The following is a 25,047-nucleotide window of genomic DNA, read 5'->3' on the forward strand; positions in this document are numbered from 1 at the left end:
AACTTGCGGAAGCCTCAGCCTCGGTCATGGAACGGTGGGCGAACTCCAGAGATCAGCCAATCGTTTTGGGTGAGGCGCTCGCACAGCTTCACGAGGCACCAAAGGAATAAGGCTCGGCATGCCTGCCCCCAGGGTGGTTTCAAAGTCTGCCAGCGTCTGTCGCTGGACCTCCTCGGCGTCACCTGATCAGCGCCGATCCAAGATCAAGAGAGTTTGCAACAGCCCTGCCCCCAGCCTCCTGTTTCGTCGCGTGCGAAATTCACCCTACGACTGGTCTTCCAAGGGCAAGGGCCGCCCCACCGGAAGGTGCGGGTGGCCCTTGTGTGCGCCGATTCGGCTAGCGAGAAAACCTCACTGCGAATTTCCGCGTGATCGCATGTGGCGCCGACCAAAGTAGAGCATTCCCAGTGCTCCGCCAACTGCACCAGCGCCACACAACACAGTCGCCCATTGAGCCATTTCCTGTGTGATCCACAGCAAGCTCACTACGACCAGCGCCATGGAGAACAGAAATCGCTCTCCATATCCCGGGCCACGGCGCCCCATCAGTCCCTGTTGGCGGTGCATGAGTATTTGACGCCCTTCATCTTGATGGTCCGCCACCCTGCCATCGTGTTAATCGGGGCGACATCAGTTCCGCCACCGCCGCCGCCGCTTTGCTTCCGGCAGTAATAGCCGAGTGCATCAAGCTTCTTGATGGCACTCATTGCCTGGTAATTCTTGTACGACCTGATCATGGCTGCTCGCTTCTGCGCAGGCGTCTGTTGCTTCGCCTTCGTGTACGCGTAGCACCCAATGCTGGCGCCGATTCCTACCCACGATGCCCCTTGGCCAGCGCCTTGGTAAGGCCTGCCGCACCACTACCGATCCCCAGGACGGCACAGATCTCATCCGCGCCGAGAACCTGGTGATCCGCTGCTGACCGCGCGGCTACTGCATTCCCCTCGTCATGCGCTGAAGCCGCATATGCCGTGTTGCCCACTACCCCGGTTAAGGCGCAGGCGATCACGACAGATATCCCCTTGTTGCGCATGCTCACGAAGCCGTTCCCCCAACTTACTGAAATTGCTTGGTCAATGCACCAAGAACGCTACCAGCGGGCACTCCGCGCATGCAATGACCTTGCTCGAAGCTCCGGTTGGGCAGGGCGACTTGGCAAGGTCACCCCTTCAACTGGAGCTTCGTTGCGTGCGTGGCGGCTCACCGATACACCGTCGCACGGCCGTGACCTCCACAGATTCATGAGCATCAGGACTTTGAAACCGCCCTGTGCCTGCCCCATTCCATGAGCGAGCTGATGGCGGCTGAGACATCCTCCGCCATCAAGTCGGGGCTGCGGACGTGTGCCGGCCACTGCCGTCCGGCCGCGATCCATGCCGTCCGTAGCCCCGCAGAGCGGCCACCCGCGATGTCAGTCTCGACGTTGTCCCCCACCATCCACCCGCCAACAGCGAGGGCGGCGCCGCAGAGGTCGGCGGCGGCTATAGGCGGGGACGAAGGCACGGGTCGTGGATTGAGCTGGGCAGCCCCCCGCGGTTGCGGGGATCGGGGGGGCATCCTTTTGTCAGAAAGTCACTTGGGCGCCGCCACGGTGATCCACTATGAACGAATGGATGCGGGGATCGCAGGGGTTGTTGCTGGTGTAGCTGGCATGGTCGGCGCGCTTGGTGGGGCTGCGACTGGAGGTCTGGCCGCAGTGCGTGGCGCACGAATCGGCGCGGAGAAGACCTCTGCGGCTCTTCTGAAGCAGACACAGGACCAGGCTGAGATCGAGCACCGCCACTGGGCACGGGAGCACCGGCGGCAGGCTTGCTCACAGCTCATGGAGCAATACGCTGGAACGCTTGAGGCGTTGGCAGGCGCAAGGAGCGCACTTTGGCGGGGGGAGCTGCTCACTGCCGAACAAAATCAGGCGATAGATAGCCTGCATGTGGCCATGCCGCCCGTGAGCCGTCAACTGGACCTGTGGGGTCCACCTGAGCTATGTGACGCAGTGGGTGAACTCATTTTGAGGGTCATGGGTGCCCTTTACCTGATGAAGGAATGGGCTCACGCCGTTGAGACTTCGGCAGCCGACATTGCGACACATGAGGCGCGGTACCGGGATTATGAGACTGAGCCGGCATACAACTCATTCGTTGCTACCGCGGGTGAGGTACTGCGCAACCCAACGTAGAAGTTGAGAGCAGTCCCCAGCGGCCGTTGAGTGACGCCAGGCGCAGTGAACACCAGGCCGGACGGTAAAGGCCGCGGCCCCGGGTGCGACAAGGGCCGGCTGCCTCACCGCTACCGCAGAACCGTGCCATAACAGGCGGGGACTCACGGGGACTTGCCAGCAACAACGGTGCAGACGCAGACCCCTGCAAGGTGCAGCGCGAAATGGTTCTCGACAAGCCCAAGGTCTTGTCCGACATCTCATAGGCGCACCCGGTGCCGCTCGCTGGCTGAGGTCTCCCTTCGGGCCGTCTGTGGGCCGTCCGAGGACGGCCCACAACCACCAACGTTGACCAATGCCAACCGCTACTTCGCAGGTCAGGCGACTACACGGCCGGAGTGACTGAGGCCAGGTACGCCTCGGTCTTCTCCGGCTCATAGAAGAAGTTCTCGAAGTCCGCCGGGTCGTTGAAGCCGTTGGCGAAGCGGTCCGCGACCGGCTGGAGCTGACCGCCGGCACCGATGAGGTTCAGCACGTGCTCGGGCGGCGGGCCCAGCATCGCGTTCGTCCACTTGGTGACGTGCTGAGCCGTGGCCCAGTAGCGGTCGAAGGTCTCCTGCATCCACTCCTCGTCGAACGGCTTGTCACCGTGCTCGACGATGCTCGACAGGTACGCGGCCGCGCACTTGGAGGCGGAGTTCGAGCCCTGGCCGGTGATCGGGTCGTTGGCGACGACCACATCCGCGACGCCCAGGACGAGCCCGCCGCTCGGGAGCTGCCCGACGGGGTGACGGACCGTCGGGGCGTACCGCCCGGCCAGCGTGCCGTTCCCGTCCGTCAGCTCGACCTTGGTGGCGCGCGCGTACTCCCAGGGTGTGTACCGCTCCATCAGCTCCAGGGTCAGCGCCAGATGCTCGTTCGGGTCCTTGACCCCCTGGAAGACATCGAGCGGCCCGCCCGGAATGCCCTCCCAGAACAGGATGTCGGCGCGGCCGGAGGTGGTGAAGCACGGCATGACGAACAGCTCGCCGACGCCCGGCACCAGGTTGCAGCGAACCGCGTCGTAGTCCGGGTGCTCGGGGCGCGGGCCCAGCCCGTGGACATACGCCACGGCGAGCGCGCGCTGCGGGGCGTCGTACGGCGACCGGGAGGCGTCACGGCCGAACATCGACACCAGCTCGCCCTTGCCGGCCGACACCATCACCAGGTCGTACTTCCGCGCGAAGAAGTCCAGGTCGGAGACCGCCGCGCCATGGATGACCAGCTGCCCGCCACGCTGGGCGAAGGTCTCCATCCAGCCGGCCATCTTCACCCGCTGGTCGACGGACTGCGCGTAGCCGTCGAGCTTGCCCACCCAGTCGATGACCCTCTGGGACTCCGGGCCCGAGACGGAGACACCGAGGCCCTCGATGCGCGGGGCCTGGCTCTCCCAGAAGTTGATCTGCAGATCTCGTTCGTGCTGGAGCGCCGTGTGGAACATGCACTGGGTGGACATGACCCGCCCGGCGCGGATCTCGTCGGCCGTGCGGTTCGACATCAGGGTGACCTCGTAGCCCTGCGACTGCAGGCCGAGGGCGAGTTGAAGGCCGGCCTGCCCGGCCCCCACGACGAGTATCTTCCGCATGACAGTGCTCTCTCTCAAAACATCAAGGGGAACTGTGAGTTCCGAAGCGGCGGGGCCGAGGGTACGTCACTCAGGGGTGACGTCAAGGGCATGGCTCACCAGGGCCAGCAGCGACTCGACGACCGTGATCCGCTTGCGCGCATCCATGATCACGACGGGGACCTTCGACGGTACGGACAGCGCGTCGCGGACGTCCTCGACCGCGTACGCGTGGGTCCCCTCGAAGTGGTTGACCGCGACGACGTAGGGAAGCCCGCAGCTCTCGAAGTAGTCGAGCGCCGGGAAGCAGTCGTCCAGCCTGCGGGTGTCGGCCATCACGATGGCACCGATCGCACCGCGCACCAGGTCGTCCCACATGAACCAGAAGCGCTGCTGGCCGGGCGTACCGAAGAGGTAGAGCACGAGGTCGGCGTCGAGGGTGATCCGGCCGAAGTCCATGGCGACCGTGGTCGTGGTCTTGTCCGGGGTGGCCTCGATGTCGTCGAATTCCTCGGCCGCCCGGGTCATCATCGCCTCGGTGGTGAGGGGCGTGATCTCCGAGACCGACGCGACGAAGGTCGTCTTGCCCACCCCGAAGCCGCCGGCCACGACTATTTTGGTGGCTATCGGTGCGCGGGAACGGTCCGTCTGCCAGCTCTGCACCGCCTCGTCAGCCGCCGCGGAGGGCTCGTGTGTGCCCGCCTCCGCGGTCATCGTGTTGGCGTCAGAGCCTGCGAAGTCCACTCAGCACCCTTTCGAGCAGCGCGCGGTCGGGCTGGCCGGTGCCGTGCCCGGTGCCGTAGACGCGAATCTTTCCCTGGTCGGCCAAGTCGCTGAGCAGCACACGGACCACACCCAGCGGCATTTTCAGCAGCGCGGATATCTCCGCGACCGAGCGCATGCGGCGGCACAGCTCGACGATCATCTGCATTTCGGGCATCACCCGGGACGCCCACCCGCCGGAGGTCAGTTCGGCCCGCTCCTCGGGTGCGTCGAGCGCGGCCACGAACGTCTCGACGAGCAGCACATGTCCGAAGCGGGTGCGGCCGCCGGTGAGCGAGTACGGGCGTACGCGCGCGGGTTTGTGCTCCGAGCCGCGCACCGGCAGTTTGGGCGAGGAGGTCACTGGTCCTTCTCCATGGACTTGCGCAATTCACTGCGGAGTTCGGGGGTGAGGACGTGGCCGGCGCGGCCTACGAACAGAGCCATGTGGTACGCGATGACGCTCATGTCGCAATCCGGACTGGCGTGCACGCCGAGGAGCGATCCGTCGCTGATGGACATGACGAAGAGGCTGCCTTCCTCCATGGCGACCATCGTCTGTTTGACGTTGCCCGCGGCCATCAGCTTGGCGGCGCCGGTGGTGAGGGCGCCGAGGCCGGAGACGATGGTGGCGAGATCCGCGCTCGAACCCTTGGGCCCCGCCTGGATTCCGCTGTCCTCCCCTCCCTGTGCGGCCGCCGCCTGCCCCGGGTCCGAGGAGAGCAGCAGCAGGCCGTCGGAGGAGACGACGGCCACCGAGTGGACGCCTGGCACCTCGTTGACCAGATTGGCCAGCAGCCAGTGCAGATTACGGGCCTCGTTGCTCAGCCCGTACGTTGTCGCACCGTGCGGGTCCGGGCTGGGCTTGGTATGCGCGTTCAACCGCGTGCCTCCTCGACTGTGCCACCCTCGTCCAGCGCCCCCGTGTGGTGATCTCCGGCTGATTCTGCGACTTCGGCCTCGGCCTCCGCGTCGCGACGGCCGTTCAGGGCTCCCTGCTGGAAGCCACCGAGCTTGCGCCGCAGCGCGTCCGCGTCGACGGACTTGCTCCGCTCGTGCCTTGGTTCCGCCGGTGCGGTTGCCTTCGGCGTCCGCTTGGGCAGGCCCTTGTCCGTGATGCGCTCCCACTTGGGCGCATTGGCCTGTGCGGGGCCGCCGTCCGGCGTCTGTTCGCCGTCCGGCGCGGGCTCCGCGTGCGCGGGCTCCGTTGCCGGCTCCGTTCGCGCGGGATCCGTCCGGGCCGGCTCCGCGAGGTCCGCGGTGACGGCAGGTGTGACACCGCCCTGCCGTGGCACGCGGATCGGGTGCGTCGGCTGGTCGGTGCTCTTGCCGACCGTGCTGCCGTCCTCGGAACGGGTGTGCTGCTCCGGACCGATGGCATACGGGCTCTCCGCGGCGGGCCGGGCGGGCCGCCCCGGCACCGCGAGCGGGTCCTCGTCCTGGCTCACCTGGCGCTTGTCGCCGTCGCGGGGCGGGAAGACCTGCCCGCCCGGCTCACTGCCGGGACCGGCCGCCGGCGCGAAGCCGTCGAACGCGGGCTCCGGGTCGGGCTGCGGGCCGTGCCCGCCGGCAGACTCGGGAGTTTCGGTGAAACCGTCCGCCGGAACGGGCCCGGTGCCCGGCTCGCCCGACCCCGGGAGCTCCTCCGGGGACTCCTCCGGGAGCAGCCCGGGTGCCGTGGGCTCTGCCGCGGCGTACGGGCCGGCTGCCGCGAACTCCGTCGTCACGTACGGCCCGGCTGCCGCGAACTCCGTCGTCGCGTACGGGTCCTCGGAAGCCGCGGTGTCGCCGGTGCCACCGGTGCCGCCGTTCCACGGTTCCGGTTCCGGTACCTGATCGGACTCGGCCGCGGCGACGGCGCGTTCGGCCGCCTCCACCAGCGGGTCGGGCCCCGCGTCGGTGGGGGCAGAGTCGATAAGAGCCGCGTCGGTGGGGGCCGTGTCCTGCGCGGGCTCGGCCGCGGGCGCCTCACCGGCACCCGGCGGGGTCGGCTGCGGTTCACGCCCCGGAGACAACTGGGAATCGATCGGAGCCGGGCTGCGACGCGGGAGCGCGTTGGAGTTGGCCTCCGCCACCGAGCCGGGAAGGCTCACCGCCGGGGCGCCACCGGAGGACCGGCGCACACCCGAGCCCGACGGCGCCGGACGCGCGGGCAGAATCGACTTCGGGAGGACGACCACGGCCGCCACCCCGCCCTGCTTCTGTTCGCGCACCTGCACCCGGACACCGTGCCGTGCCGCGAGCCGGGCCACCACGTACAGGCCGAGGCCCAGCGCATCGTCCTCGCCCGGGACGTGACCGTCCTGCGGGCGCGGATCGGCGAGGCGGGCGTTCAGCTGCTCCAGACGTTCGGTCGTCATGCCGATGCCCTCGTCCAGCACGGAGAGCATGACCTCGCCGCTCTCCAGCAGCCAGCCGGACAGCTGCACCTCCACGTCCGGGGGCGAGAACGCCGTGGCGTTCTCCAGCAGTTCGGCCACCAGGTGGCTGACCGCGTCCGCCGCGAAGCCCGCGACCTGCGCGTGCGGCGGCAGGGAATGGATCTGCACCCGCTCGTAGCGCTCGATCTCACTGATCGAGGCGCGCAGCACGTCCAGCAGCGGCACCGGCCCGGCGTGCCCGCCACTGTGCTCGGCACCCGCCAGAACCAGCAGGTTCTCGCTGTGCCGCCGCATCCGGGTGGCGAGGTGGTCGAGCTTGAAGAGTGTGTCGAGGCGCTCCGGGTCCTCCTCGCGGTCCTCCAGCCCCTCGATGACACCGAGCTGCCGCTCGACGAGGGTGAGGGTGCGCAGCGCGAGGTTGACGTAGCTGCCGTGCACGCGGTCCTGGAGTCCGGTGAGGCGTTCGTTCAGGTCCTTCTGTACGGCCAGCAGCTCCGTCCGCTCGTCCGCGAGCCGCTTCCGCTCTCCCACCAGCCGGGTCCGGTCGTCGCCGAGCTGTCCGGCGCGCCCGTGCAGCCGTACCGCCGTCTCCCGGAGTTCGTTGATGGCCCGTACGGCGTCCGCGAACTCGTCGTTGCGACCGGTGAACCTGACCGGCTCCTCCTCGACCGGGTCCGCCGCGAGCCGCTGTGCGCCGAGCCGCAGCACGGCCAGCGGCCGGGTCATCGACCGGGCGGCCGACATGCTGATGCCGATGGCGAGCAGCAGGCAGAAACCGACCAGGGCTATCCCCAGCTCCAGCGCGGTGACGTCGTTGTCACGCAGCGCGGCGAGGCGTTTGGTCTCGGTAGTGGTGAGGGCCGATTCGACGGCTCTCATCCGGTCGATCCGGCTGGACAGCGACGCCTCGACCCGGTCCCGGTCCAGCCGCGTGTCCGAAGAGGACAGCTGGGGCTGGTCGGTGAGCCGGGTGAGGTAGCGCTCGGCGGTGCTGATCTCGGTGCCGTTGACCGTGTTGCTGTACCGGTCGACATGGGCCTCGGGGGCCGTCTGGTCGAAGTCGGCGAGCGCCGCCTGCTCCTGTACGCGGCTGCGCTGGGCGGCGGCGATGAGTTGCGGCTGGCTGCCACCGGCGGAGAGCGCGCCGAGGGCCAGCGCGCGGGTGGCGGAGGCCTGTTCGACGGCGCGTCCGAGGAAGGGCAGCCCTTCGGCGGGGCCGCCGGAGGCGCGCGGGGGAATCCTGCGGCCGAGGTCGGCGGAGACGGCGTGCAGCGTCCGGACCGCCTCGGTGTACGACTGGAAGGTGTCCGCCGCCCTGCCGCGGCCGGACAGCGCCTCCTGGCGCATCTTCGGCAGTTCGGCCAGCGCGCGCTTCAGCCCCGCGGGGGCCTCGGCACGGATCTCCGACACCTGCCGGTCGACGCGGGCGCGCCGGCTCTCGGAGACCCCGGCGGCGCCGGATGCGGTGGTACGGCCCGCGGCGACGAACTCGGTCATCGTGTCGCGCTCGTCGGCGAGCGAGTGGGCGAGGCCGACGGCCTGGCCGTTCAACTCGGACAGCGACACCAGCCGCTGGGACTCCGAGAGGTCGCGCGAGCCGGTGGCGATTCCGGGCGCGCCTGCCGCAAGCACCGCGACGCCCACGACGGCTACGGCAGCTACCAGGCGGTTACGGACCTGCGTGGTGCGCTGCTCCGGGGGAGTACCGGCCGAGGCCGCTCCCGCAGTTGCCGTCGCCCCACGCTTGTTGCCCCGAGGCCGCATCATCTGCACGGATGCTCGCAATCTGTTCTCGTCTGCCCATGGCCGAGGTGACAACAGTTCACTCGTGCCCAGCCGCGCCTCGCGGAGCGCCGACGAGCGGTCGGCCCCACCCCTCGGTACGAAATCGACCATTCCAGCACCGGTATGGGCAGGGCGCCCATCGCCTGCCTGGCCACCTGAACGAGTGAACATCACTCCGGAGTTGGCGAACAACTCCGAGTTTGCACCATCGCCAGCGTTTCCGGAGAGCCGGTTGGAAAACCTTCCGGGGGCCTGGCAGGATGCCCGCCCGCAGCATTTCGGAGCCGGGAATTCCGGCGGAATTCCGGCAGCCGGGACACTGTTGCCGACTGTTACCCCGCAGGTCAGAGGCTTACCACCGAGATCACCCTCATTCCGGCAGACTGACCGCATGCGCATCGACCTGACGACCGAGCCCGGAGACCCCGAACGCCCCAATGAGGACTACGTTTCGGTAGCCCTACCAGCATCGGGACACGGTGGCGCGCTCGTATTGCTCGACGGGGTGACGCCTCCGCCGGGCGACGTCGGTTGTGTTCACGGAGTGCCGTGGTTCACCGCGCGGCTGGGCGGAGCGATGCTCGAACTGTCCGGTTCGCGATGGGATATGACACTGACGGACTGTCTAACAGCGGCCATCGGCCGTACCGCCGAGGCCCACAGTTCAACCTGTGACCTTTCTCACGTACGTACTCCGCAGGCGACGGTCGTCGCAGCACGCTGGAACGGGTCGATCGTGGAACATCTGGTGCTTTCCGACTCGGTGTTGCTCATCGAGGGGACGGACGGCGCGGTCACGCCGGTGCTGGACGAACGCCTCGGCGAGCTGCCGGAGGGCGTGTTGGCCCTGCGCGATGCGGTACGCGCGATGAGGCGTGGCTCGGCGGAACGGGCAGCGGCGGGCGCGGAGTACGGACGCGCGGTCGAGGCCCTGCGCAACGCAGCGGGCGTCGAAGGTGCCTTCTTCACGGCGGCCGCCGACCCGGATGTGGCCCGCCGGGCCGTCACGGGGACCTCGAACCGGGCGGACGTACGGGCGATCGCGGCGCTGACGGACGGCGCGGCGCGCTGGGTCGAGGTCTTCGGGGAGGGGAACTGGACCGAGTGCGTGGCACTGCTCCATAAGGAGGGGACACGGGCACTGGTCCGCCGGGTTCGGGCAGCGGAGGCGTCCGATCCGGCATGTACGACATTCCCGCGCGGCAAGGGCCGAGACGACGCGGCGGCGGTACTCGTCGAGTTGTGAACGCGGTGCGGCCGGGTGCTCTCGTACGGACTCATCGCTGCTGCTTCCTGTGGCGGGGGCACTGGCAGGGCGGGTACGTCCCCGGGCCGGACAGCAGGTGACACGGATCGTCGGCGCGGACGGTGACGTCCCGGAGCGGGGTCCGCTCGCCGGTCGGCGCGAGGCGATACACCCGCATCGTCATCAGATGAGGCTGGTTGGGAGGGTTCACGCCCGCTCCCGGATCCACGCGGCGAGCCGGAACACCTCGGCGGCGGACGCGCCCCCGAGGTTGACGTACGGCTGGCCCATGACCGGGAGGGAAGTTTGCAGTCCGCCCGGGTCAGCGCGTCGGCCAACTCCTCAGCGGCGCGGCGGCCGACGGCGAGTGGCGATTCGGAGGAGGGAGATCCGGGTGGTGTTTCTCGGTTCATGACGCCAACGATCACGGCCCGCGGCTAGCCTGACCAGTGATGACGCAAGGACAGAGAGTTGCTGTACGCGGCGCGAACGGGCGCGTACACGGGCGTCTTTGGGCACGGGGAGGGAAGCCGTGGGGAGCAATGCATCCGCATCGACCGGCGTGCGGGTCTTCGGCAATCAGCTGAAGATGTTTCGCGAGCTGGCAGAGATGAGCCGGGCGGACCTGGCGGGGCAGGTCGGGTACTCCGAGGAGACGGTCAAGGCCGTGGAACTGGCGCGGCGCATCGCCAAGAAGGAGCTGGTTGAGAAGGCCGATGAAGTCCTTGGGGCGCGGGGCATCTTGACGGCGGCCATCCCGGCGCTGGAGGAAGCGCGGTACCCGGAGTTCTTCCGCGACTTCGCGAAGCTGGAGGCGGAGGCACTGAGTCTCTACTTCTACGCACCACATGCCATCCCCGGACTGCTTCAAATCGAGGAGTATGCACAAGCCGTAATCGGCGCTCGGGTCCCGTCCCTCTCTGATGAGGAGATCGCCCGCCGTGTCAGCGCTCGCATGGACCGGCAGGCTGTGCTCGTTCGCGATCCATTGCCAATGCTCAACTTTGTTATTGACCAAGTTGTCCTGGAACGGCCCATCGGTGGGCGTTCGGTGCAGAAGCGGCAACTCGGTCGGTTGCTGGAGGGCGTACAACTACGCCATGTCTCCTTCCAAGTCCTGCCGACCGCCTGCGAGGAACACCCGGGGCTCGAAGGTCAACTGACTGTCGTGGAAACTCCTGAGCCACGCACGCTCGCCTATGTCGAAGGCCAGGGCGGCAGCTTGCTCGTATCCGACTGAAAGAAGGTCAGCGCCCTCGTGGCGCGCTATGGCATGATCCGAACTCAGGCCCTCACCACCAGGGAATCAGCCGAGCTGATCGAGAAGTTGGCAGGAGAACTATGAGCAGCGAGCTGACGTGGTTCAAGAGCAGCTACAGCGGCAACGAGGGTGGCGAGTGCATCGAGGTCGCCGTCGAGTGGCGCAAGTCCAGCTACAGCGGGAGCGAAGGCGGGGACTGCGTCGAGGTCTCAGCCCCTTGGCACAAGTCCAGCCACAGCGGCAACGAGGGCGAGTGCATCGAGGTCGCCACCTGCCCCGACACCGTCCATGTGCGTGACTCCAAGGACGCGACCGGTCCCAGCCTGTCCTTCACCCCCGACGCCTGGTCCAGCTTCCTCGACTTTGCCTCGCACCGAACGGTCGCTTCCGGAAACTGTTGAGCCAATGGCTGACCGCACGGCCGCGCTCAGGCCGTGCCACCTGCCTGGAGTCCGCGCCGAAGCTCCTGCAAGAATTCGCATACGGGAAACGTCAGTTGGCAGCAGGCCCGCGTTCCCATCGTGAAGAGCAGGAGTCGCGACATGGGCAGCAAGGTGGGTTCCTTCACCAGTGAAGCGGCGCGATCACGCTTCCTGGAGACCTATGACCGGGCGATGCAGCTGTGGCCCCGCCCCCACAGCGAACGCGATGTGACAACACGGTTCGGTTCCACCCGCGTCTTCGGATACGGCTCGGGCGACGGCAGACCCATAGTGCTGCTGCCCGGCCGCGGGGGCAGCCCCGCCGTGTGGGCGGCCAACGTAGCGACGTTCGGGAAGCACCACCGCGTACTGGGTGTGGACATCATCGGCGGACCCGGGCGCAGCGAGCAGACGGCTCCGATCCTGGAGCCGCGGTCCATGGCGGCCTGGCTCGACGAGGTTCTCGAGGGACTGGGTCTGCGGGAGGCCCACCTCGTCGGTGCTTCGCAGGGCGGCTGGATCGCGCTGAACCAGGCCGTGCACTCCCCCGGCCGCCTCGCCTCGATCAGCCTGCTCGACCCGGTCCGCGCGCTGGCGCCTTTCAAGCCGGGTTTCCTGCTCGGCGCGATCCTCACGATGGTGAGCGGCTCCGACCGGTTCCGGCGCCGGTACTTCGCCTCTTTGATGGGCGGAGTGGACGAGGAGGACGAGTCCGCACAGCGTAGGCTCGATCTGCTGCTGGCGGGCGTGCGGTCCTACCGGAGTGCGCTGATGCCGCCGCAGGAAGTGGGGAACGAGGAGCTGCGTTCGGTCAGCACGCCCACGCTCGTTCTCCTCGGGGAGCGCAGCACGGTCCACGACGCACGGAAGGCGCTGGCCCGTGCCCAGGACTTCATGCCCGCGGCCCAGGCGGAGATCGTTCCGGGCGCAGGGCACACGCTGCCCGCGGATGTTGTCAACGCGCGGGTGCCGGAGTTCATCAGGAGTGCGGAGACCAGGACATCGAAGTAGGCCGCGAGGTCCGGGTGGCCCGCTGCTGTCCGGCATCCTCCAGCCGTACCAGCAGCCCGTACGCCGCGCCGGCTCCGGATCCGGGTCTCCTCGCCCGGCTACGGATCCGGGTCCTCGCCCGGCTACGGCAGCTCCGCGGGACGGCCGCACAGCGGGCGTCCTTCGATCGGCTTGGGCAGGGGCGTGCCCTCGACACCTCCGACGCGGTTGGCCCACCAGACCGTCAGCTCGCGTACGAGGAACATCGGCGCTCGCGGGTAGCGGCGGGGCTTCTGGAAAACCCCGACGGAGTCGCCCCAATAGGCATGCTTGGCGTCAATGGCCGTGTAGTCATGCCGGATTCCCTTCATGGGCGGGAAATCGGTGTAGGCCTCGCGCAGTGCGAGTCCTGAGTACGCGGCCATGGCACGGAACCCGTCCGGGTAGTACCGCCAGCAGTCCTGCGCATCGTGCGGATGGCCGCGCGAGGGCGCCGTGACAAAGGCCATTCCCCTGGGCTTGAGCACCCGTGCGATCTCCATCATCGTGGCCCAGAAGAACGGGATGTGTTCGAATGCCTGGCCGGAGAGCACGAAGTCGGCACTGTTGGACTTCACCGGAATCCGGTACGGCTTGGTCATGACCGCATCCACGTTCGGCCCGTTGCGCACATCGACGCCCACATAGTCGATGTCGTGCTCACCGAGCATGTCTCTGTGCGTGACACTCTGCCTGTCGGACACGCGCGATCCCAGATCCACGAGCTTCAGCCGCCGGCCTGTCGGCATGTACTCCTGGACACAGAGTTCCATCTGATCGTAGGCAGACTGGTGCATGTGTGTTCCTCTCGGTCACGTCTGCTGGAGTGGTGCAGTCGTGCGGACACTCGGCGATCGAGAGTGATGCTATGCGGTGAATTCAGCCGGGATGGTAGCCCCGCTGATCTCCTCCATCGATCGGGTGGCGGCCGACCTCGGCGGGAATTCGCGGCTCTCATGCTCAGCGGCGGACGTCCGGACCGCTCCTCGTTTCTGCATGACGAAGCTCCCGTGCCGGATCCCCGCTCGAGCCGGGGCGGTTCAGGCAGGACCGCCCGGACGCCGCGAGCCGTTCTCGTCCTGCTCGTCCGCCTCGCCCAGGCGGTTGAACCGGTTGAGCAGCCGGGCGAGTTCGGCGATCTCCGCTCGGTTCCAGCCCTCCAGCTTGCGTACGTAACGCTGCCGGCGCGCGCTCCGTACCGCGGAGAACCGGGTCCGGCCGACCTCCGTGAGATCGACCAGTGAGGCCCGGCCGTCGGCGGGGTCCGGCTCGCGGGTGACCAGACCCAGCTCCTCCAGGGCGCGCAGCTGGCGACTCATGGTCGCCTTGCCGACGCCGAAGTAGGCGGCGAGGTCGGTGGCGCGCTGCTGTCCGGCGTCCTCCAGCCGTACCAGCAGCCCGTACGCCGCCGGCTCCAGATCCGGATGCACCTCGCGTGCCATCTCGCCCGAGGAGGCGCGGGCGCGGCGGAGGAAGACGGCCAACTCCCGTTCAAGCGCGAGAAAGGCGTGGTCAGCGCCGTTCAGCGGCTCGGCGCTCGCGGCGCTCTCGGCTCCGTTGGCCCTGCTGTTGTGCACGTCGGCGACCTCTCCGGGTTTCCTCGGCGGGGAACTTTTCTTTCAGCGGCGATGGTCTCCGCAGCTCGTCCAGTATTTCGCAGGATTAGACCAACGGCAGCAGACTGCGCCCCTTCATCCCACCTTTCCACGCGCGTAGCGTCGGCGTGTGGCATGTCCACATCCAAAGACGTGCTCCCCTCGAGGTCACCGGAGGCACGCCATGTCCGTGCGCGGATGGTTTCTCCTCGCCCTGCCCCCTCGTGATCGCCCTGCCCGGTACGGCGTCCACCGCAGCCGCGACCGACCACCCCGACCACCCCGACCGCCACCCGGAGCTCAACTGGATGGGTTCCACCGTCCAGTTTCACGAACCGGGCATTCCCGGCGCCGTTCCGGCCCCCACCGCCTCCGCCACCGTCGAAGGCGTCGACGTCAGCAGCCATCAGGGCAAGGTCAATTGGTCCGCCCTCTGGAGCAGCGGCGTGCGCTTCGCCTATGTCAAGGCCAGCGAAGGAAACTACTACCGCAATCCCTACGTCGCCCAGCAGTACAACGGCTCGTACAAGATCGGCATGATCCGCGGCGCGTACCACTTCGCGACGCCCAGCGACTCCGGCGGCGCCAACCAGGCGAACTACTTCGTCGACCACGGCGGCGGCTGGTCGGGCGACGGCAAGACCTGCCGGGCGTGCTCGACATCGAGTACAACCCGTACGGGGCCACCTGCTACGGCCTCAGCCGGTCCGCGATGGTCAACTGGATCCGGGACTTCACCAGCACCTACAAGGCGCGGACCGGCCGCGACGCGGTGATCTACACGACCACCGACTGGTGGACGCAGTGCACCGGGAACAACGGCGGTTTCGGCTCGGCCAACCCCCTGTGGGTCGCCCGCTACAACACCACGCCCGGCACGCTGCCAGCCGGCTGGGACACCCACAGGTTCTGGCAGTACACCTCGACCGGACCGATCGTCGGTGACCACAACAAGTTCAACGGGGCGTACGACCGGCTCCAGGCGCCGGCCCGCGGCTGTCCGGCCACCGTCCCGCACCGGCGGCCTCCCCGGACCACCCCGGGTGCTCCGGGGAGGCCGTCGTCATGCCATGGCGCAAATTGCACCCCTTGCCCCCCTCCCGCTGAACCGTCCAAACCCTTCTGAACAGGTACTTGAGTAGATCCGAAGACTGCTTCCCTGAGTTAGGTTTCAGCCAACCCAGTGAGGCACATAAGGGGGGCATGAGCCATGTCAATGAACCAGCTGCGAGTCCCAGCGGCGGAGTAACCCGGTCCCCCAGGGGCGCAGACCGGGCAGCCCTGACGATCCACACCATCGCGGACATCGCGGCGGGCATCCTCATCCTGTGGATCCTGATGTACGTGCTCGAGGCGAACCAGGCGAATGGTCTGGTGAGTTTTGTGCAGGATGCGGCGAACTGGCTCGCGGGCTGGTCCCAGGATCTGTTCACCATGGAGACGGACTGGCTGCGGGTGCTGCTCAACTACGGGATACCCGCCGGTCTCTACCTGCTGATCGGGCATAAGCTGGCAGCCAGGCTTCGCGGCCTCTGACGTATGCGCAGCCTCTGACGCAGGGGCCGCTCCGCGAGGGTGGCGGGGACCATCGCGTTCGGCCCTTCCGTGGCTGCGGGACATGGCGTGAGCTGCGGGACATGGCGTGCGGGACGGATGCAGCCCCCGGCCGACGGGCCGGGGGCTGCGTTCGCGTCCGCGTCACCGCTGTGCCGCGGTCGGACCGCCCGGGCCGCGTCAGGCGGCCGCGGGCATCGCGGCGACGTCCGATTCCAGCGCCAGTTCCAGCACCTGACGCACGTCGGAGACCAGGTGCACGGTCAACTCGTCGCGTACGGCGGTCGGCACGTCGTCCAGATCCGGCTCATTCCTCTTGGGGATCACCACCGTGGTGATCCCGGCGCGCTGCGCCGCCAGCAGCTTCTGTTTGACGCCCCCGATCGGCAGGACCCGCCCGGTCAGCGACACCTCGCCGGTCATCGCCACATCCGTACGGACCCGGCGGCCGGAGAGCAGCGACGCCAGCGCGGCCGTCATGGTGATGCCCGCGCTCGGGCCGTCCTTGGGGACGGCCCCGGCCGGAACGTGCAGGTGGACGCCGCGCTCCTTCAGGTCGGCGACGGGGAGTTCCAGCTCCGCGCCGCGGCTGCGCAGATAGGAGAGCGCGATCTGCGCCGACTCCTTCATCACATCACCGAGCTGGCCGGTGAGCTGCAGCCCGCTGCCGCCGGTCTCCGGGTCGGCGAGCGATGCCTCTATATAGAGGACGTCGCCGCCCGCGCCGGTGACCGCGAGTCCGGTGGCGACACCCGGCACGGCGGTCCGCCGCTCCTCCGGGTCCTGGGCGGACTCCGGCACGTGGTGCGGCTGTCCGATCAGCGCGCGCAGGCCGTCAGGACCGATGGTCACCGGCAGTTCCTGATCGCCGAGCTCGTGCTTCGCCGCGATCTTGCGGAGCAGCCGGGCGACGGCCCGCTCCAGATTCCGTACGCCCGCCTCGCGGGTGTACTCCCCGGCGAGCCTGCGCAGCGCGCCGTCCTCCAGCACGACCTCTCCGGGCTCGAGACCGGCCCGCTCCAACTGGCGTGCGAGCAGGTGGTCGCGGGCGATGGTGACCTTCTCGTCCTCGGTGTATCCGTCCAGCCGGACCAGTTCCATCCGGTCCAGCAGCGCCTCCGGGATCGCCTCCAGGACGTTGGCCGTGGCGAGGAAGACCACGTCGGACAGGTCCAGCTCCACCTCCAGGTAGTGGTCCCGGAAGGTGTGGTTCTGCGCCGGGTCGAGGACTTCGAGCAGGGCCGCGGCCGGGTCGCCGCGGAAGTCGGAGCCCACCTTGTCGATCTCGTCGAGCAGGACCACCGGGTTCATCGACCCGGCCTCCTTGACGGCCCGGACGATGCGGCCGGGCAGCGCGCCGACGTACGTACGCCGGTGGCCGCGGATCTCGGCCTCGTCCCGGACGCCGCCGAGCGCGACGCGGACGAACTTCCGTCCCATGGCGCGGGCGACGCTCTCGCCGAGCGAGGTCTTTCCGACGCCCGGCGGGCCGACGAGCGCGAGCACCGCACCGCCACGGCGGCCGCCGACGACGCCGAGGCCGCGGTCCGCGCGGCGCTTGCGCACCGCGAGGTACTCGGTGATGCGCTCCTTCACGTCGTCCAGACCGGCGTGATCGGCGTCGAGGACGTCCTTCGCGCCGGGAATGTCGTACGCGTCCTCGGTGCGCTCGTTCCACGGCAGCTCCAGGACGGTGTCCAGCCAGGTGCGGATCCAGCTGCCCTCGGGGCTCTGGTCGGAGGACCGCTCGAGCTTGTCGACCTCCTTGAGGGCGGCTTCGCGGACCTTCTCCGGCAGGTCGGCGGCCTCGACCCGGGCGCGGTAGTCGTCGGACTCGTCCCCGGGGTCGTCACTCAGGTCGGACAGCTCCTTGCGGACCGCCTCGAGCTGACGCCGGAGCAGGAATTCGCGCTGCTGCTTGTCGACGCCCTCCTGGACGTCCTTGGCGATGGACTCGGCGACGTCCTGCTCGGCGAGGTGCTCGCTGAGCCAGCTGACGGCGAGCTTGAGACGGGCCACCGGGTCGGCGGTCTCCAGCAGCTGGACGCGCTGCTGGACATTGAGGAACGGCGAGTACCCGGAGTTGTCGGCGAGCTGGGACACATCGTCGATCTGCTGCACCCGGTCCACGACCTGCCAGGCTCCGCGCTTGCGCAGCCAGCTGGTGGCCAGGGCCTTGTACTCCTTCATCAGTTCGGTGACCGAACCCGGCAGAGGGTCGGGAGTGACCTCCTCGATCAGGGTCCCCTCGATCCAGAGCGCGGCGCCGGGCCCGGTGGTGCCGGCCCCGACACGCACCCGGCTCACGCCGCGGATCAGCGCACCGGGGTCGCCGTCGGAGAGCCTGCCCACCTGTTCGACGGCGCCGAGCGTGCCGACGGCGGCGTACGTCCCCTCGACCCGGGGCACCAGCAGCACCTGCGGCTTCCCTCCCCCACGGCCTTCGGAGGGCGAGGCGCCCCCGGAACGGGCGGCGGCCTGGGCGGCCTCCACCGCGGCGCGTACATCGGTGTCGGACAGGTCCAGCGGCACCACCATCCCGGGCAGCACGACCTCTTCGTCGAGCGGCAGCACAGGCAGGGTGAGCGGTGTGGACGTCGAAGCCATGATCTCCCCTTCGGCAGTCAAGTTGAGCGCTAATGACTCAATGCACGGAGTGCCCGGGGTGTTCCCCGGAACGCGTTCGCTGTGAGCGATCACTCTCGGAGGCCGCATCCCCGGGGCGGATCCGCCCCGGGGAACAGGGAACGGCCGTGGCGCAATGGGACGCTCTTGACCGCTTCCCACAGTGATCGATTCCGCCGAGGGGATCGGCGGAAGATCGTATGACTGGCCCAGCGTGGGGCTGCCGTCCGCCGCGTACCGCCTGGGCCGCTACGGCTTCCTGGCCGCACAGCCCCGCGACGGCGGCCTGCGCGCCCTGCGCGACCCGCAGGTGGCCGAGCTCGAGGACGGGCCCGCCGGGCATCACGCAGCCGCGCCCGACTCGTAGTGATCATCGCCACAGCTAACATAATTCGCTATACATCCACTGGTTCCCGAATAGCCTAGGAGGCGACCAACTGGGCCTATTTGCAGGGGGATTCATATGCAGAAGACCATGACGGCGAAGCGGAAGCGTGCATTCATCGGGGCGGTGACCTTACTGGCCGTCGCCGCGCCGACGGTCCAGGCCGTGGCCGCCGAAATCAGCGGCAGCCGCATTCCGTTCTCCATAGCCACCTCGGGCAGCAAGGAGGACGGCGACCGCTGGAACGGGAAGAGCAGCGGCAAGGCCAAGGCCTGCGGCGATGTACCGGTGAACGACTCCCGGACCTTCAGCGGGTACATCTACCACGACAGGTCGTGGGCGCCCGACCCGAAGATCGCATCCGTGTCGAAGAATTACTCATCCCGTTACGGCTGCGGCTCCTACAAGAGCACCAGCCGAAGCAACAAGTACTACACCAAGGCATCGTGGGCCGGTATCCCCGGGAGCCGCGCCTACGGTCACGTCAACGCCCAGAACTGACAGGAATACTGTGTCTCTCGACACCGATCCCGCCGCGACCGGCTCAGCGCCGGTCGCGGCGGTCGAGGGCGTTACGGTCCAGTACGGATCCCTGGTCGCCCTCAAGAGCGTTTGCCTCGGCTTTTCCCCCGGCGTAACCGGCCTGCTGGGGCCGAACGGAGCCGGAAAGAGCACCTTGTTGTCGCTCCTGAGCACGGCGCAGCAGCCCAAGCACGGCACGGTCACCCTGTTCGGCGAACAGGCCGTGAACCGCGCCCAGGTGCGCAAGCTGCGTGAGCGCATCGGTGTGCTCCCGCAGTCGTTCGGTTTCTATCCGCGCTTCACCGCGCTGGAGTTCGTCGAATACGCCGCCTGGCTCCGGAGAATGCCGTCGCGGCAGCGTCGCGACCAGGCCCGCGAAGCACTGCAGTCGGTCGAGATGCAGAAGTACGCCGACCGGCGGATGGGAGAGCTCTCCGGCGGCATGCTCCGCAGGGTGGGCATCGCTCAGGCCGTGGTCAACCAACCGGCTCTGGTGCTGCTCGACGAGCCCACCGTGGGCCTCGACCCGGCTCAACGCGTAGGGTTCCGAACCCTCATCAAGAATCTCGGTGAGCGCACGGCCGTCGTCATGAGCACGCATCTGGCCGAGGACGTGGCCCACACATGCGACCGGATCTCGGTGCTCCTCGGGGGACAGGTCCGCTTCACCGGAAGTCTGTCCGAACTGTGCCGTCTGCCCGACGCGGCTGCCGGTACGGATACGGATACGTCAGTGGGCGGGGGCTCCGTCGAAGCCGGATATCTGCATCTGGTCGGTCCTGAAGGAGCCGCTCTGTGATCCGCATCCTGTGGACCGAGATGCGCCGTGGCGAAGCGAAGTGGGTCGCCGGTCTGCTGGCCCTGATCGGTGGCACCTACTTCCTGAGTGCCGATCCTGCGGAGAGCGACTGGATCGGTTGGTGGACCCAGGCGAGCATCGAGGTAGAGATCTTCGCCGTCATGGTGATGGGCCCGCTGATGAGCACCGTCGCCGCCTGGGGAGCCGGACGATCACAGCGGTACCGGACCCGTGCCTGGACGGACACCGCGGCCAGGAGCGTCTGGACGCAGACCGTCGTCCTGTGGCTGGCGACCTGGCTGTGGGCTCTGCTCGGCTACGCGCTCCTGGCGTTCATCGCCCTGCAGCGCACGGCAAGCATCAGCGCGGTCACCGAGCCGGTCTGGACACCGCTGATTCTCGGGGCCGCGATGATCGGGCTGGAGACGGCCGCCGGAGTCGCCGCCGGATCCCTGTCGCCCTCCCGTATCGTCGCGCCCGTCGTCGGCATCATCTGGTACGGCCTTCTGGTCGCCCTCGCCGGGAACGCCGGCTCCCGGATGTCCTCTCTCTTTCCGGCCATCGACGAGCACTGGGACATGTCCTTCCTCCCGAACGACTCCCGCCTGCTCACTGCGGCCGGATGGTGCCTGGCAGCCGGTCTGGTCCTGCTCTCGCTCCCCGCATTGCTGCGTCGGCACGCCGTTCGGCCGCGCCCGTACACCCTGATCCCCGCCGTCCTCGCGGCAGCGGTCGCGGCCGGCGTGCTGCTGGACCACCGCGCCCCGAAGGTCGAGTTGGCCTGGGCCGTGGAAGCACCGCAGCCCGACCGGCCCACGTGCACCACCTCCGGGCGGACCACCGCCTGCCTGTGGCCCCAAGAGCGCCATCTGATGCCTCAGCTGCGCGATGCCGTGAAGTCCGTCGACAGCAGACTGGGCCCCGTTCCGGGACTGAACCGCACCTTCTACGAGCGGGGGCTCGTACCCCGGGGCCGTGGCCACACGGCCGAACTCACCGTCATGTCACCGGGCATCACCCGGGACGCGCTGACGGACGACATGCTCGCCGCGTCCCTCCCCGCAGCTCCTTCACAGTGCGAACCCCATCTGCTCAAAGCCATCGGTGACTACCCGGACACCTACTTCTTCGAGGCGGTCGTCCGCGGCCGGGCCGGAGCACCGTCCGAGTACATGGGCGAGAAGTTCGGCGCCGCGGTCGAGGAGTTCCGAGCTGCGTCCCGGCCGGAGCAGGACCGGTGGATCGCCTCGGCGGCCGACAGCATCCGCGACTGCCGTGCCGTCCCCCCGCTCCCCAAGTGACTCAGTGAGTGACCACCACCGAATGAACGCAGCCGTCGCCTACGCCCGCAGCCGCAAGCTTCCGCGGGCCGCGCTCGTGAGCCTGGCCATCGCCTTCGCGGCCACTCTCTACGCGGGCCGGCAGGTGCAGATCCCGCAGCTCCGCTATCTCTCGGATTTCAGCGTGCCGCTCGCCGCGACCGTTCCCGTCGCGCATGCGGTCGTCCTCGCGACCACGCTGTTCTCCCCGATGGCCGACCTCGAGCACACGGCCGCCCAACCGATGCGCCGCTACCGCGCCACCCACATGGCAGTCCTGCTCGCCCTCGGTGCCGTCCTTGCCGCGCTGCCGCTGGCCGGAGGCCTGGCCCCGGACGTCTGCACGGCTGCTGTCCGGAACGTCACGGGCTACCTGGGACTGGCCATGATCGGCGCCCGCGTCTTCGGCAGCGGCCTGGCCTGGCTCCTGCCACTGGCCATGTTCGCGCCGACCCTCCTCCTCGGCGTAGGTGTCGACAACACACCGGAGACCTGGGCCTGGTCCATCCACAGCGCCTCCAGCACCTCCGCCGCGGTCATCGCGGCAGCCCTCTGGTTCGTCGGACTGGTCGCAGCCGCCACCGGGGGACCCCGCCGGAACGAGCGCGCCGAGCGGCAGTAGCAGCGCTGCTGCGCGATGGGCCGCGCCGCGCCCGCTCACCCTCCCGGCAGCGCAGCAGTGACCGGCAACCACGGCTGCCCAGGGCTCGTACGCTGGTCGGTGCACATCGCATCACGTGCCTCGCGCCCGCTGAGAGGAGCCCGTCAGCCATGGTCCCGACGACCGGAGACACCCCGCCAGTCACCGTGGACCGCCGGGAGGGCCCATACGGCGAGGTCGCGCTGCGGCAGCGCGGCGAGGACTTCGAGATCATCGCCAACGGCTGCTTCCTCATGGACACCTCGGACGGCCGCTCCGAGCGACTGCTGATCGACGCTGCGCTCGGCGCGCTGTCCGCAGAGCGCGCCCACGCCTCGCCCTCGCTGCTGATCGGCGGCCTGGGCGTCGGCTTCTCCCTCGCTCACGCCGCCGCGGAACAGCGCTGGGGCCGGATCACCGTCGTCGAACGCGAGGAGGCCGTGATCGACTGGCACCGTTCCGGGCCGCTCGCACGGATCTCCGCGGAGGCGCTCGCCGACCCGCGCACCGGGATCGTCCGGGCCGACCTGGTCGAATTCATCCGCAGCGCGCCCGATGGGGGCACCTCCCACGCCCCTGAGGCTGTGGGGGAGTACGACGCGCTCTGCCTGGACATCGACAACGGCCCGGACTGGACCGTCACCCCGGACAACGACAGCCTGTACGGTCCCGCAGGCCTCGCCGCCTGCCACGATCGGCTGAGTCCCGGCGGTGTGCTGGCCGTCTGGTCCGCACGGCCGTCCACCGCTTTCGAACGCGCCATGAGGAATGCCGGGTTCATCGACGTAACAACCGAAGAGATGCCGGTTGCCCGGGGCGTCCCCGACGCAGTCCATCTCGCGATTCGCCCTGCGTAGCCGAGGTGCGCACCGTGCCCGTACGCTGCTGCCAGCAAAGACCGTAAGAGGCTCGGCAGGCACGCGCGGACACGCAGGAACACGCAGGAACACGCAGGAACACGCAGGAACACGCAGGAACACGCAGGGGCGGGCAATGGAGCAGACACACAACGGCGCGGTCGGCGGCGCGATGGCCACTCCCGGTGCCCAGCGACGCGTCCTGGTGGTCGAGGACGACTCGACGATCGTCGATGCCATCGCGGTCCGGTTGCGTGCCGAGGGCTTTCAGGTGCAGACGGCCATGGACGGCCCGGCCGCCGTCGACACCGCCGAGGCCTGGCAGCCCGACCTGCTGGTTCTCGACATCATGCTGCCCGGCTTCGACGGGCTCGAGGTGTGCCGGCGGGTACAGGCCCAGCGGCCCGTACCGGTGCTGATGCTGACCGCCCGCGACGACGAGACCGACATGCTCGTGGGCCTCGGCGTCGGCGCCGACGACTACATGACCAAGCCGTTCTCGATGCGGGAGCTGGCGGCGCGGGTGCATGTGCTGCTGCGGCGTGTGGAGCGGGCGACACAGGCCGCGATCACCCCGCGCACCGGAATCCTGCGGCTCGGCGAGCTGGAGATCGACCACGCGCAGCGGCGGGTACGGGTGCGCGGCGACGACGTGCACCTGACGCCGACCGAGTTCGACCTGCTGGTCTGCCTCGCGAACACGCCGCGCGCGGTGCTCTCCCGGGAGCAGCTGCTCGCCGAGGTGTGGGACTGGGCGGACGCCTCCGGCACCCGCACCGTCGACAGCCACATCAAGGCGCTGCGCCGGAAGATCGGCGCGGAGCGGATCCGTACGGTCCACGGGGTGGGCTACGCGCTGGAGTCCCCGGCGGCCCCCGCCCCGTGAGGAAACGGCCGCCCCTGCGATCCGTGATGTCAGGCCTGTGGGCCCGGCTCTGGGAGGCGCTTCGGCCGCTGGACCCGTACCGCTCGGTGAAGGCCGCGCTCGGCGCGCTGGTGATCGTGTCGGTGACCATCACCACCCTGCTGGTGTTCGTCGCGATCCACACCGACACCGAGCTGCGGATCGTCACCATCTTCTCGATCATCGCCACGATGCTGATCACCCAGTTCGTGGCGCACGGGCTGACCTCGCCGCTGGACGAGATGAAGACCGTCGCCCGCGCGATGGCGAACGGCGACTACGGGCGCCGGGTACGGGCGGTCCGGCGCGACGAGCTGGGCGAGCTCGCCGCGACCTTCAACTACATGGCCGCCGACCTGGAGGCCGTGGACCGGCACCGCAAGGAGCTGGTGGCGAATGTCTCGCACGAGCTGCGCACCCCGATCGCGGGGCTGCGGGCCGTGCTGGAGAACGTCGTGGATGGGGTGTCCGAGGCCGACCCGGAGACCATGCGGACCGCGCTGCGGCAGACCGAGCGGCTCGGGCGTCTGGTGGAGACCCTGCTCGACCTGTCCCGGCTGGACAACGGTGTCGTACCGCTGCGGACCCAACGCTTCGAGGTGTGGCCGTACCTCTCGGGCGTGCTGCGGGAGGCCAGTCTGGCCGCCGCGGCCCGCGGGCATGGCGGCGGCCCCGGCTCGCACGCCCGGGCGGACGTCCATCTGCACCTGGACGTCTCGCCGCCCGAGCTGACCGCGCACGCGGACGCCGAGCGGCTGCACCAGGTGGTGGCGAATCTGGTCGACAACGCGGTCAAGCACAGCCCGGCGCACGGCCGCGTCACGCTGCGTGCCCGGCGCGGTGCGGACGGCCCCGGAAGCCTGGACCTGGAGGTGCTGGACGAGGGGCCGGGCATCCCGGAGGCGGAGCGGCATCGCATCTTCGAGCGCTTCAACCGCGGCAGCGTCTCGACCCCGCACGGGCCGGGGAGCGACGGCGGTACGGGACTGGGGCTCGCGATCGCACGCTGGGCGGTGGATCTGCACGGCGGCAGCATCGGAGTGGCCGAATCCCCTCGCGGCTGCCGGATACGCGTCACCCTCCCGGGCACCGGCAAGGCGACGGGTTGACGTAGGGTCGAAGCGGAAGTGCACTTCCGGGGGGCTGAAGGTTGCCCCGGACGTGGATACGGAAGGACAGGCGACCCGAAACGGTTGCGGCGAG

Annotated in this window: 23 protein-coding genes and 1 pseudogene; 14 read left to right on the forward strand and 10 right to left on the reverse strand. The window is 68.9% G+C overall.

Annotation, left to right across the window (positions count from 1 at the left end):
- Window positions 1–545: 545 nt before the first annotated feature.
- From ABZW18_RS23180 to ABZW18_RS23210, 7 genes are all read right to left on the reverse strand, one after another.
- Window positions 546–707: a hypothetical protein gene (locus tag ABZW18_RS23180; RefSeq protein WP_356190380.1), complete on the reverse strand. Its 162-nt coding sequence runs from the start codon at window positions 705–707 to the stop codon at window positions 546–548.
- A 541-nt stretch (window positions 708–1,248) separates the two neighbouring features.
- A complete protein-coding gene (locus ABZW18_RS23185) occupies window positions 1,249–1,557 on the reverse strand; it encodes an HAD hydrolase-like protein (protein WP_356190382.1) in 309 nt (102 codons plus the stop codon).
- A 983-nt stretch (window positions 1,558–2,540) separates the two neighbouring features.
- Window positions 2,541–3,779: a styrene monooxygenase/indole monooxygenase family protein gene (locus ABZW18_RS23190; protein ID WP_356190385.1), complete on the reverse strand. Its 1,239-nt coding sequence runs from the start codon at window positions 3,777–3,779 to the stop codon at window positions 2,541–2,543.
- 66 nt (window positions 3,780–3,845) lie between these two features.
- Entirely contained in the window at window positions 3,846–4,472 is a 627-nt protein-coding gene (locus ABZW18_RS23195) for an ATP/GTP-binding protein (protein WP_356190470.1), read from the reverse strand.
- Between the two features lie 10 nt (window positions 4,473–4,482).
- Window positions 4,483–4,884: a DUF742 domain-containing protein gene (locus ABZW18_RS23200; protein ID WP_356190388.1), complete on the reverse strand. Its 402-nt coding sequence runs from the start codon at window positions 4,882–4,884 to the stop codon at window positions 4,483–4,485.
- The gene (locus ABZW18_RS23205) at window positions 4,881–5,402 is read right to left on the reverse strand and encodes a roadblock/LC7 domain-containing protein (protein WP_356190391.1); all 522 of its coding nucleotides are present in this window, start codon (window positions 5,400–5,402) and stop codon (window positions 4,881–4,883) included. Before ABZW18_RS23205 ends, ABZW18_RS23200 begins: the two co-directional genes overlap by 4 nt.
- Window positions 5,399–8,668 (reverse strand): nitrate- and nitrite sensing domain-containing protein, encoded by a 3,270-nt coding sequence (locus ABZW18_RS23210; protein WP_356190394.1) that lies wholly within the window; start codon window positions 8,666–8,668, stop codon window positions 5,399–5,401. Before ABZW18_RS23210 ends, ABZW18_RS23205 begins: the two co-directional genes overlap by 4 nt.
- Before the next feature lie 409 nt (window positions 8,669–9,077).
- Between ABZW18_RS23210 and ABZW18_RS23215 the strand changes: the two genes are divergently transcribed.
- The 4 genes from ABZW18_RS23215 to ABZW18_RS23230 all read left to right on the forward strand — a co-directional run bounded on the left by ABZW18_RS23215 (window position 9,078) and on the right by ABZW18_RS23230 (window position 12,626).
- Window positions 9,078–9,932, forward strand: coding sequence for a hypothetical protein (locus ABZW18_RS23215; RefSeq protein ID WP_356190397.1), 855 nt, complete (start codon window positions 9,078–9,080; stop codon window positions 9,930–9,932).
- A 532-nt stretch (window positions 9,933–10,464) separates the two neighbouring features.
- Window positions 10,465–11,172, forward strand: coding sequence for a helix-turn-helix transcriptional regulator (locus tag ABZW18_RS23220; protein WP_356190399.1), 708 nt, complete (start codon window positions 10,465–10,467; stop codon window positions 11,170–11,172).
- A gap of 101 nt (window positions 11,173–11,273) precedes the next feature.
- Window positions 11,274–11,594: a DUF397 domain-containing protein gene (locus ABZW18_RS23225; RefSeq protein ID WP_356190402.1), complete on the forward strand. Its 321-nt coding sequence runs from the start codon at window positions 11,274–11,276 to the stop codon at window positions 11,592–11,594.
- 141 nt (window positions 11,595–11,735) lie between these two features.
- Window positions 11,736–12,626 carry an alpha/beta fold hydrolase gene (locus tag ABZW18_RS23230; protein WP_356190404.1) on the forward strand — a complete coding sequence of 297 codons (891 nt, stop codon included), beginning with the start codon at window positions 11,736–11,738 and terminating at the stop codon, window positions 12,624–12,626.
- A gap of 122 nt (window positions 12,627–12,748) precedes the next feature.
- On the opposite strand, the gene ABZW18_RS23235 is transcribed toward ABZW18_RS23230, so the two are convergent.
- On the reverse strand, window positions 12,749–13,441 hold the full coding sequence (locus ABZW18_RS23235; RefSeq protein WP_356190407.1) for a methyltransferase domain-containing protein: 693 nt from the start codon (window positions 13,439–13,441) through the stop codon (window positions 12,749–12,751).
- A gap of 243 nt (window positions 13,442–13,684) precedes the next feature.
- Window positions 13,685–14,170, reverse strand: a complete 486-nt coding sequence (locus tag ABZW18_RS23240; protein ID WP_356190473.1) for a MarR family transcriptional regulator — start codon at window positions 14,168–14,170, stop codon at window positions 13,685–13,687.
- 253 nt (window positions 14,171–14,423) lie between these two features.
- On the opposite strand from ABZW18_RS23240, the pseudogene ABZW18_RS23245 reads away from it, so the two are divergent.
- A pseudogene (locus ABZW18_RS23245) lies at window positions 14,424–15,236 on the forward strand (lysozyme); the annotation flags it as partial.
- Window positions 15,237–15,442: 206 nt separating this feature from the next.
- Window positions 15,443–15,775, forward strand: a complete 333-nt coding sequence (locus ABZW18_RS23250; RefSeq protein ID WP_356190409.1) for a hypothetical protein — start codon at window positions 15,443–15,445, stop codon at window positions 15,773–15,775.
- 198 nt (window positions 15,776–15,973) lie between these two features.
- On the opposite strand, the gene lon is transcribed toward ABZW18_RS23250, so the two are convergent.
- A complete protein-coding gene (lon, locus tag ABZW18_RS23255; protein WP_356190411.1) occupies window positions 15,974–18,400 on the reverse strand; it encodes an endopeptidase La in 2,427 nt (808 codons plus the stop codon).
- Between the two features lie 232 nt (window positions 18,401–18,632).
- Between lon and ABZW18_RS23260 the strand changes: the two genes are divergently transcribed.
- From ABZW18_RS23260 to ABZW18_RS23295, 8 genes are all read left to right on the forward strand, one after another.
- On the forward strand, window positions 18,633–18,785 hold the full coding sequence (locus tag ABZW18_RS23260; RefSeq protein ID WP_356190413.1) for a hypothetical protein: 153 nt from the start codon (window positions 18,633–18,635) through the stop codon (window positions 18,783–18,785).
- Window positions 18,786–18,881: 96 nt separating this feature from the next.
- The gene (locus tag ABZW18_RS23265) at window positions 18,882–19,304 is read left to right on the forward strand and encodes a hypothetical protein (protein WP_356190416.1); all 423 of its coding nucleotides are present in this window, start codon (window positions 18,882–18,884) and stop codon (window positions 19,302–19,304) included.
- 10 nt (window positions 19,305–19,314) lie between these two features.
- Window positions 19,315–20,124, forward strand: a complete 810-nt coding sequence (locus ABZW18_RS23270) for an ATP-binding cassette domain-containing protein (RefSeq protein WP_356190418.1) — start codon at window positions 19,315–19,317, stop codon at window positions 20,122–20,124.
- Window positions 20,121–21,425 carry a hypothetical protein gene (locus tag ABZW18_RS23275; RefSeq protein WP_356190420.1) on the forward strand — a complete coding sequence of 435 codons (1,305 nt, stop codon included), beginning with the start codon at window positions 20,121–20,123 and terminating at the stop codon, window positions 21,423–21,425. Before ABZW18_RS23270 ends, ABZW18_RS23275 begins: the two co-directional genes overlap by 4 nt.
- 22 nt (window positions 21,426–21,447) lie before the next feature.
- On the forward strand, window positions 21,448–22,065 hold the full coding sequence (locus ABZW18_RS23280) for a hypothetical protein (RefSeq protein ID WP_356190423.1): 618 nt from the start codon (window positions 21,448–21,450) through the stop codon (window positions 22,063–22,065).
- 149 nt (window positions 22,066–22,214) lie between these two features.
- Window positions 22,215–22,940 carry a spermidine synthase gene (locus tag ABZW18_RS23285; RefSeq protein ID WP_356190425.1) on the forward strand — a complete coding sequence of 242 codons (726 nt, stop codon included), beginning with the start codon at window positions 22,215–22,217 and terminating at the stop codon, window positions 22,938–22,940.
- Between the two features lie 136 nt (window positions 22,941–23,076).
- Entirely contained in the window at window positions 23,077–23,826 is a 750-nt protein-coding gene (locus ABZW18_RS23290; protein WP_356190427.1) for a response regulator transcription factor, read from the forward strand.
- Between the two features lie 26 nt (window positions 23,827–23,852).
- The gene (locus ABZW18_RS23295) at window positions 23,853–24,953 is read left to right on the forward strand and encodes an ATP-binding protein (RefSeq protein WP_356190475.1); all 1,101 of its coding nucleotides are present in this window, start codon (window positions 23,853–23,855) and stop codon (window positions 24,951–24,953) included.
- Window positions 24,954–25,047: the final 94 nt, after the last annotated feature.

Source organism: Streptomyces sp. NPDC004647, from assembly GCF_040609575.1.
Classification (GTDB): Bacteria; Actinomycetota; Actinomycetes; order Streptomycetales; family Streptomycetaceae; genus Streptomyces.

Bases quoted from the DNA above. Each gene is read 5' to 3' on its own strand.
- ABZW18_RS23180 (WP_356190380.1), bottom strand. From the start codon at position 707: ATGAGTGCCATCAAGAAGCTTGATGCACTCGGCTATTACTGCCGGAAG.
- ABZW18_RS23185 (WP_356190382.1), bottom strand. From the start codon at position 1,557: ATGCCCCCCCGATCCCCGCAACCGCGGGGGGCTGCCCAGCTCAATCCA.
- ABZW18_RS23190 (WP_356190385.1), bottom strand. From the start codon at position 3,779: ATGCGGAAGATACTCGTCGTGGGGGCCGGGCAGGCCGGCCTTCAACTC.
- ABZW18_RS23195 (WP_356190470.1), bottom strand. From the start codon at position 4,472: ATGACCGCGGAGGCGGGCACACACGAGCCCTCCGCGGCGGCTGACGAG.
- ABZW18_RS23210 (WP_356190394.1), bottom strand. From the start codon at position 8,668: ATGATGCGGCCTCGGGGCAACAAGCGTGGGGCGACGGCAACTGCGGGA.
- ABZW18_RS23215 (WP_356190397.1), top strand. From the start codon at position 9,078: ATGCGCATCGACCTGACGACCGAGCCCGGAGACCCCGAACGCCCCAAT.
- ABZW18_RS23225 (WP_356190402.1), top strand. From the start codon at position 11,274: ATGAGCAGCGAGCTGACGTGGTTCAAGAGCAGCTACAGCGGCAACGAG.
- ABZW18_RS23230 (WP_356190404.1), top strand. From the start codon at position 11,736: ATGGGCAGCAAGGTGGGTTCCTTCACCAGTGAAGCGGCGCGATCACGC.
- ABZW18_RS23235 (WP_356190407.1), bottom strand. From the start codon at position 13,441: ATGCACCAGTCTGCCTACGATCAGATGGAACTCTGTGTCCAGGAGTAC.
- ABZW18_RS23250 (WP_356190409.1), top strand. From the start codon at position 15,443: ATGAGCCATGTCAATGAACCAGCTGCGAGTCCCAGCGGCGGAGTAACC.
- lon (WP_356190411.1), bottom strand. From the start codon at position 18,400: ATGGCTTCGACGTCCACACCGCTCACCCTGCCTGTGCTGCCGCTCGAC.
- ABZW18_RS23265 (WP_356190416.1), top strand. From the start codon at position 18,882: ATGCAGAAGACCATGACGGCGAAGCGGAAGCGTGCATTCATCGGGGCG.
- ABZW18_RS23280 (WP_356190423.1), top strand. From the start codon at position 21,448: ATGAACGCAGCCGTCGCCTACGCCCGCAGCCGCAAGCTTCCGCGGGCC.
- ABZW18_RS23285 (WP_356190425.1), top strand. From the start codon at position 22,215: ATGGTCCCGACGACCGGAGACACCCCGCCAGTCACCGTGGACCGCCGG.
- ABZW18_RS23290 (WP_356190427.1), top strand. From the start codon at position 23,077: ATGGAGCAGACACACAACGGCGCGGTCGGCGGCGCGATGGCCACTCCC.
- ABZW18_RS23295 (WP_356190475.1), top strand. From the start codon at position 23,853: ATGTCAGGCCTGTGGGCCCGGCTCTGGGAGGCGCTTCGGCCGCTGGAC.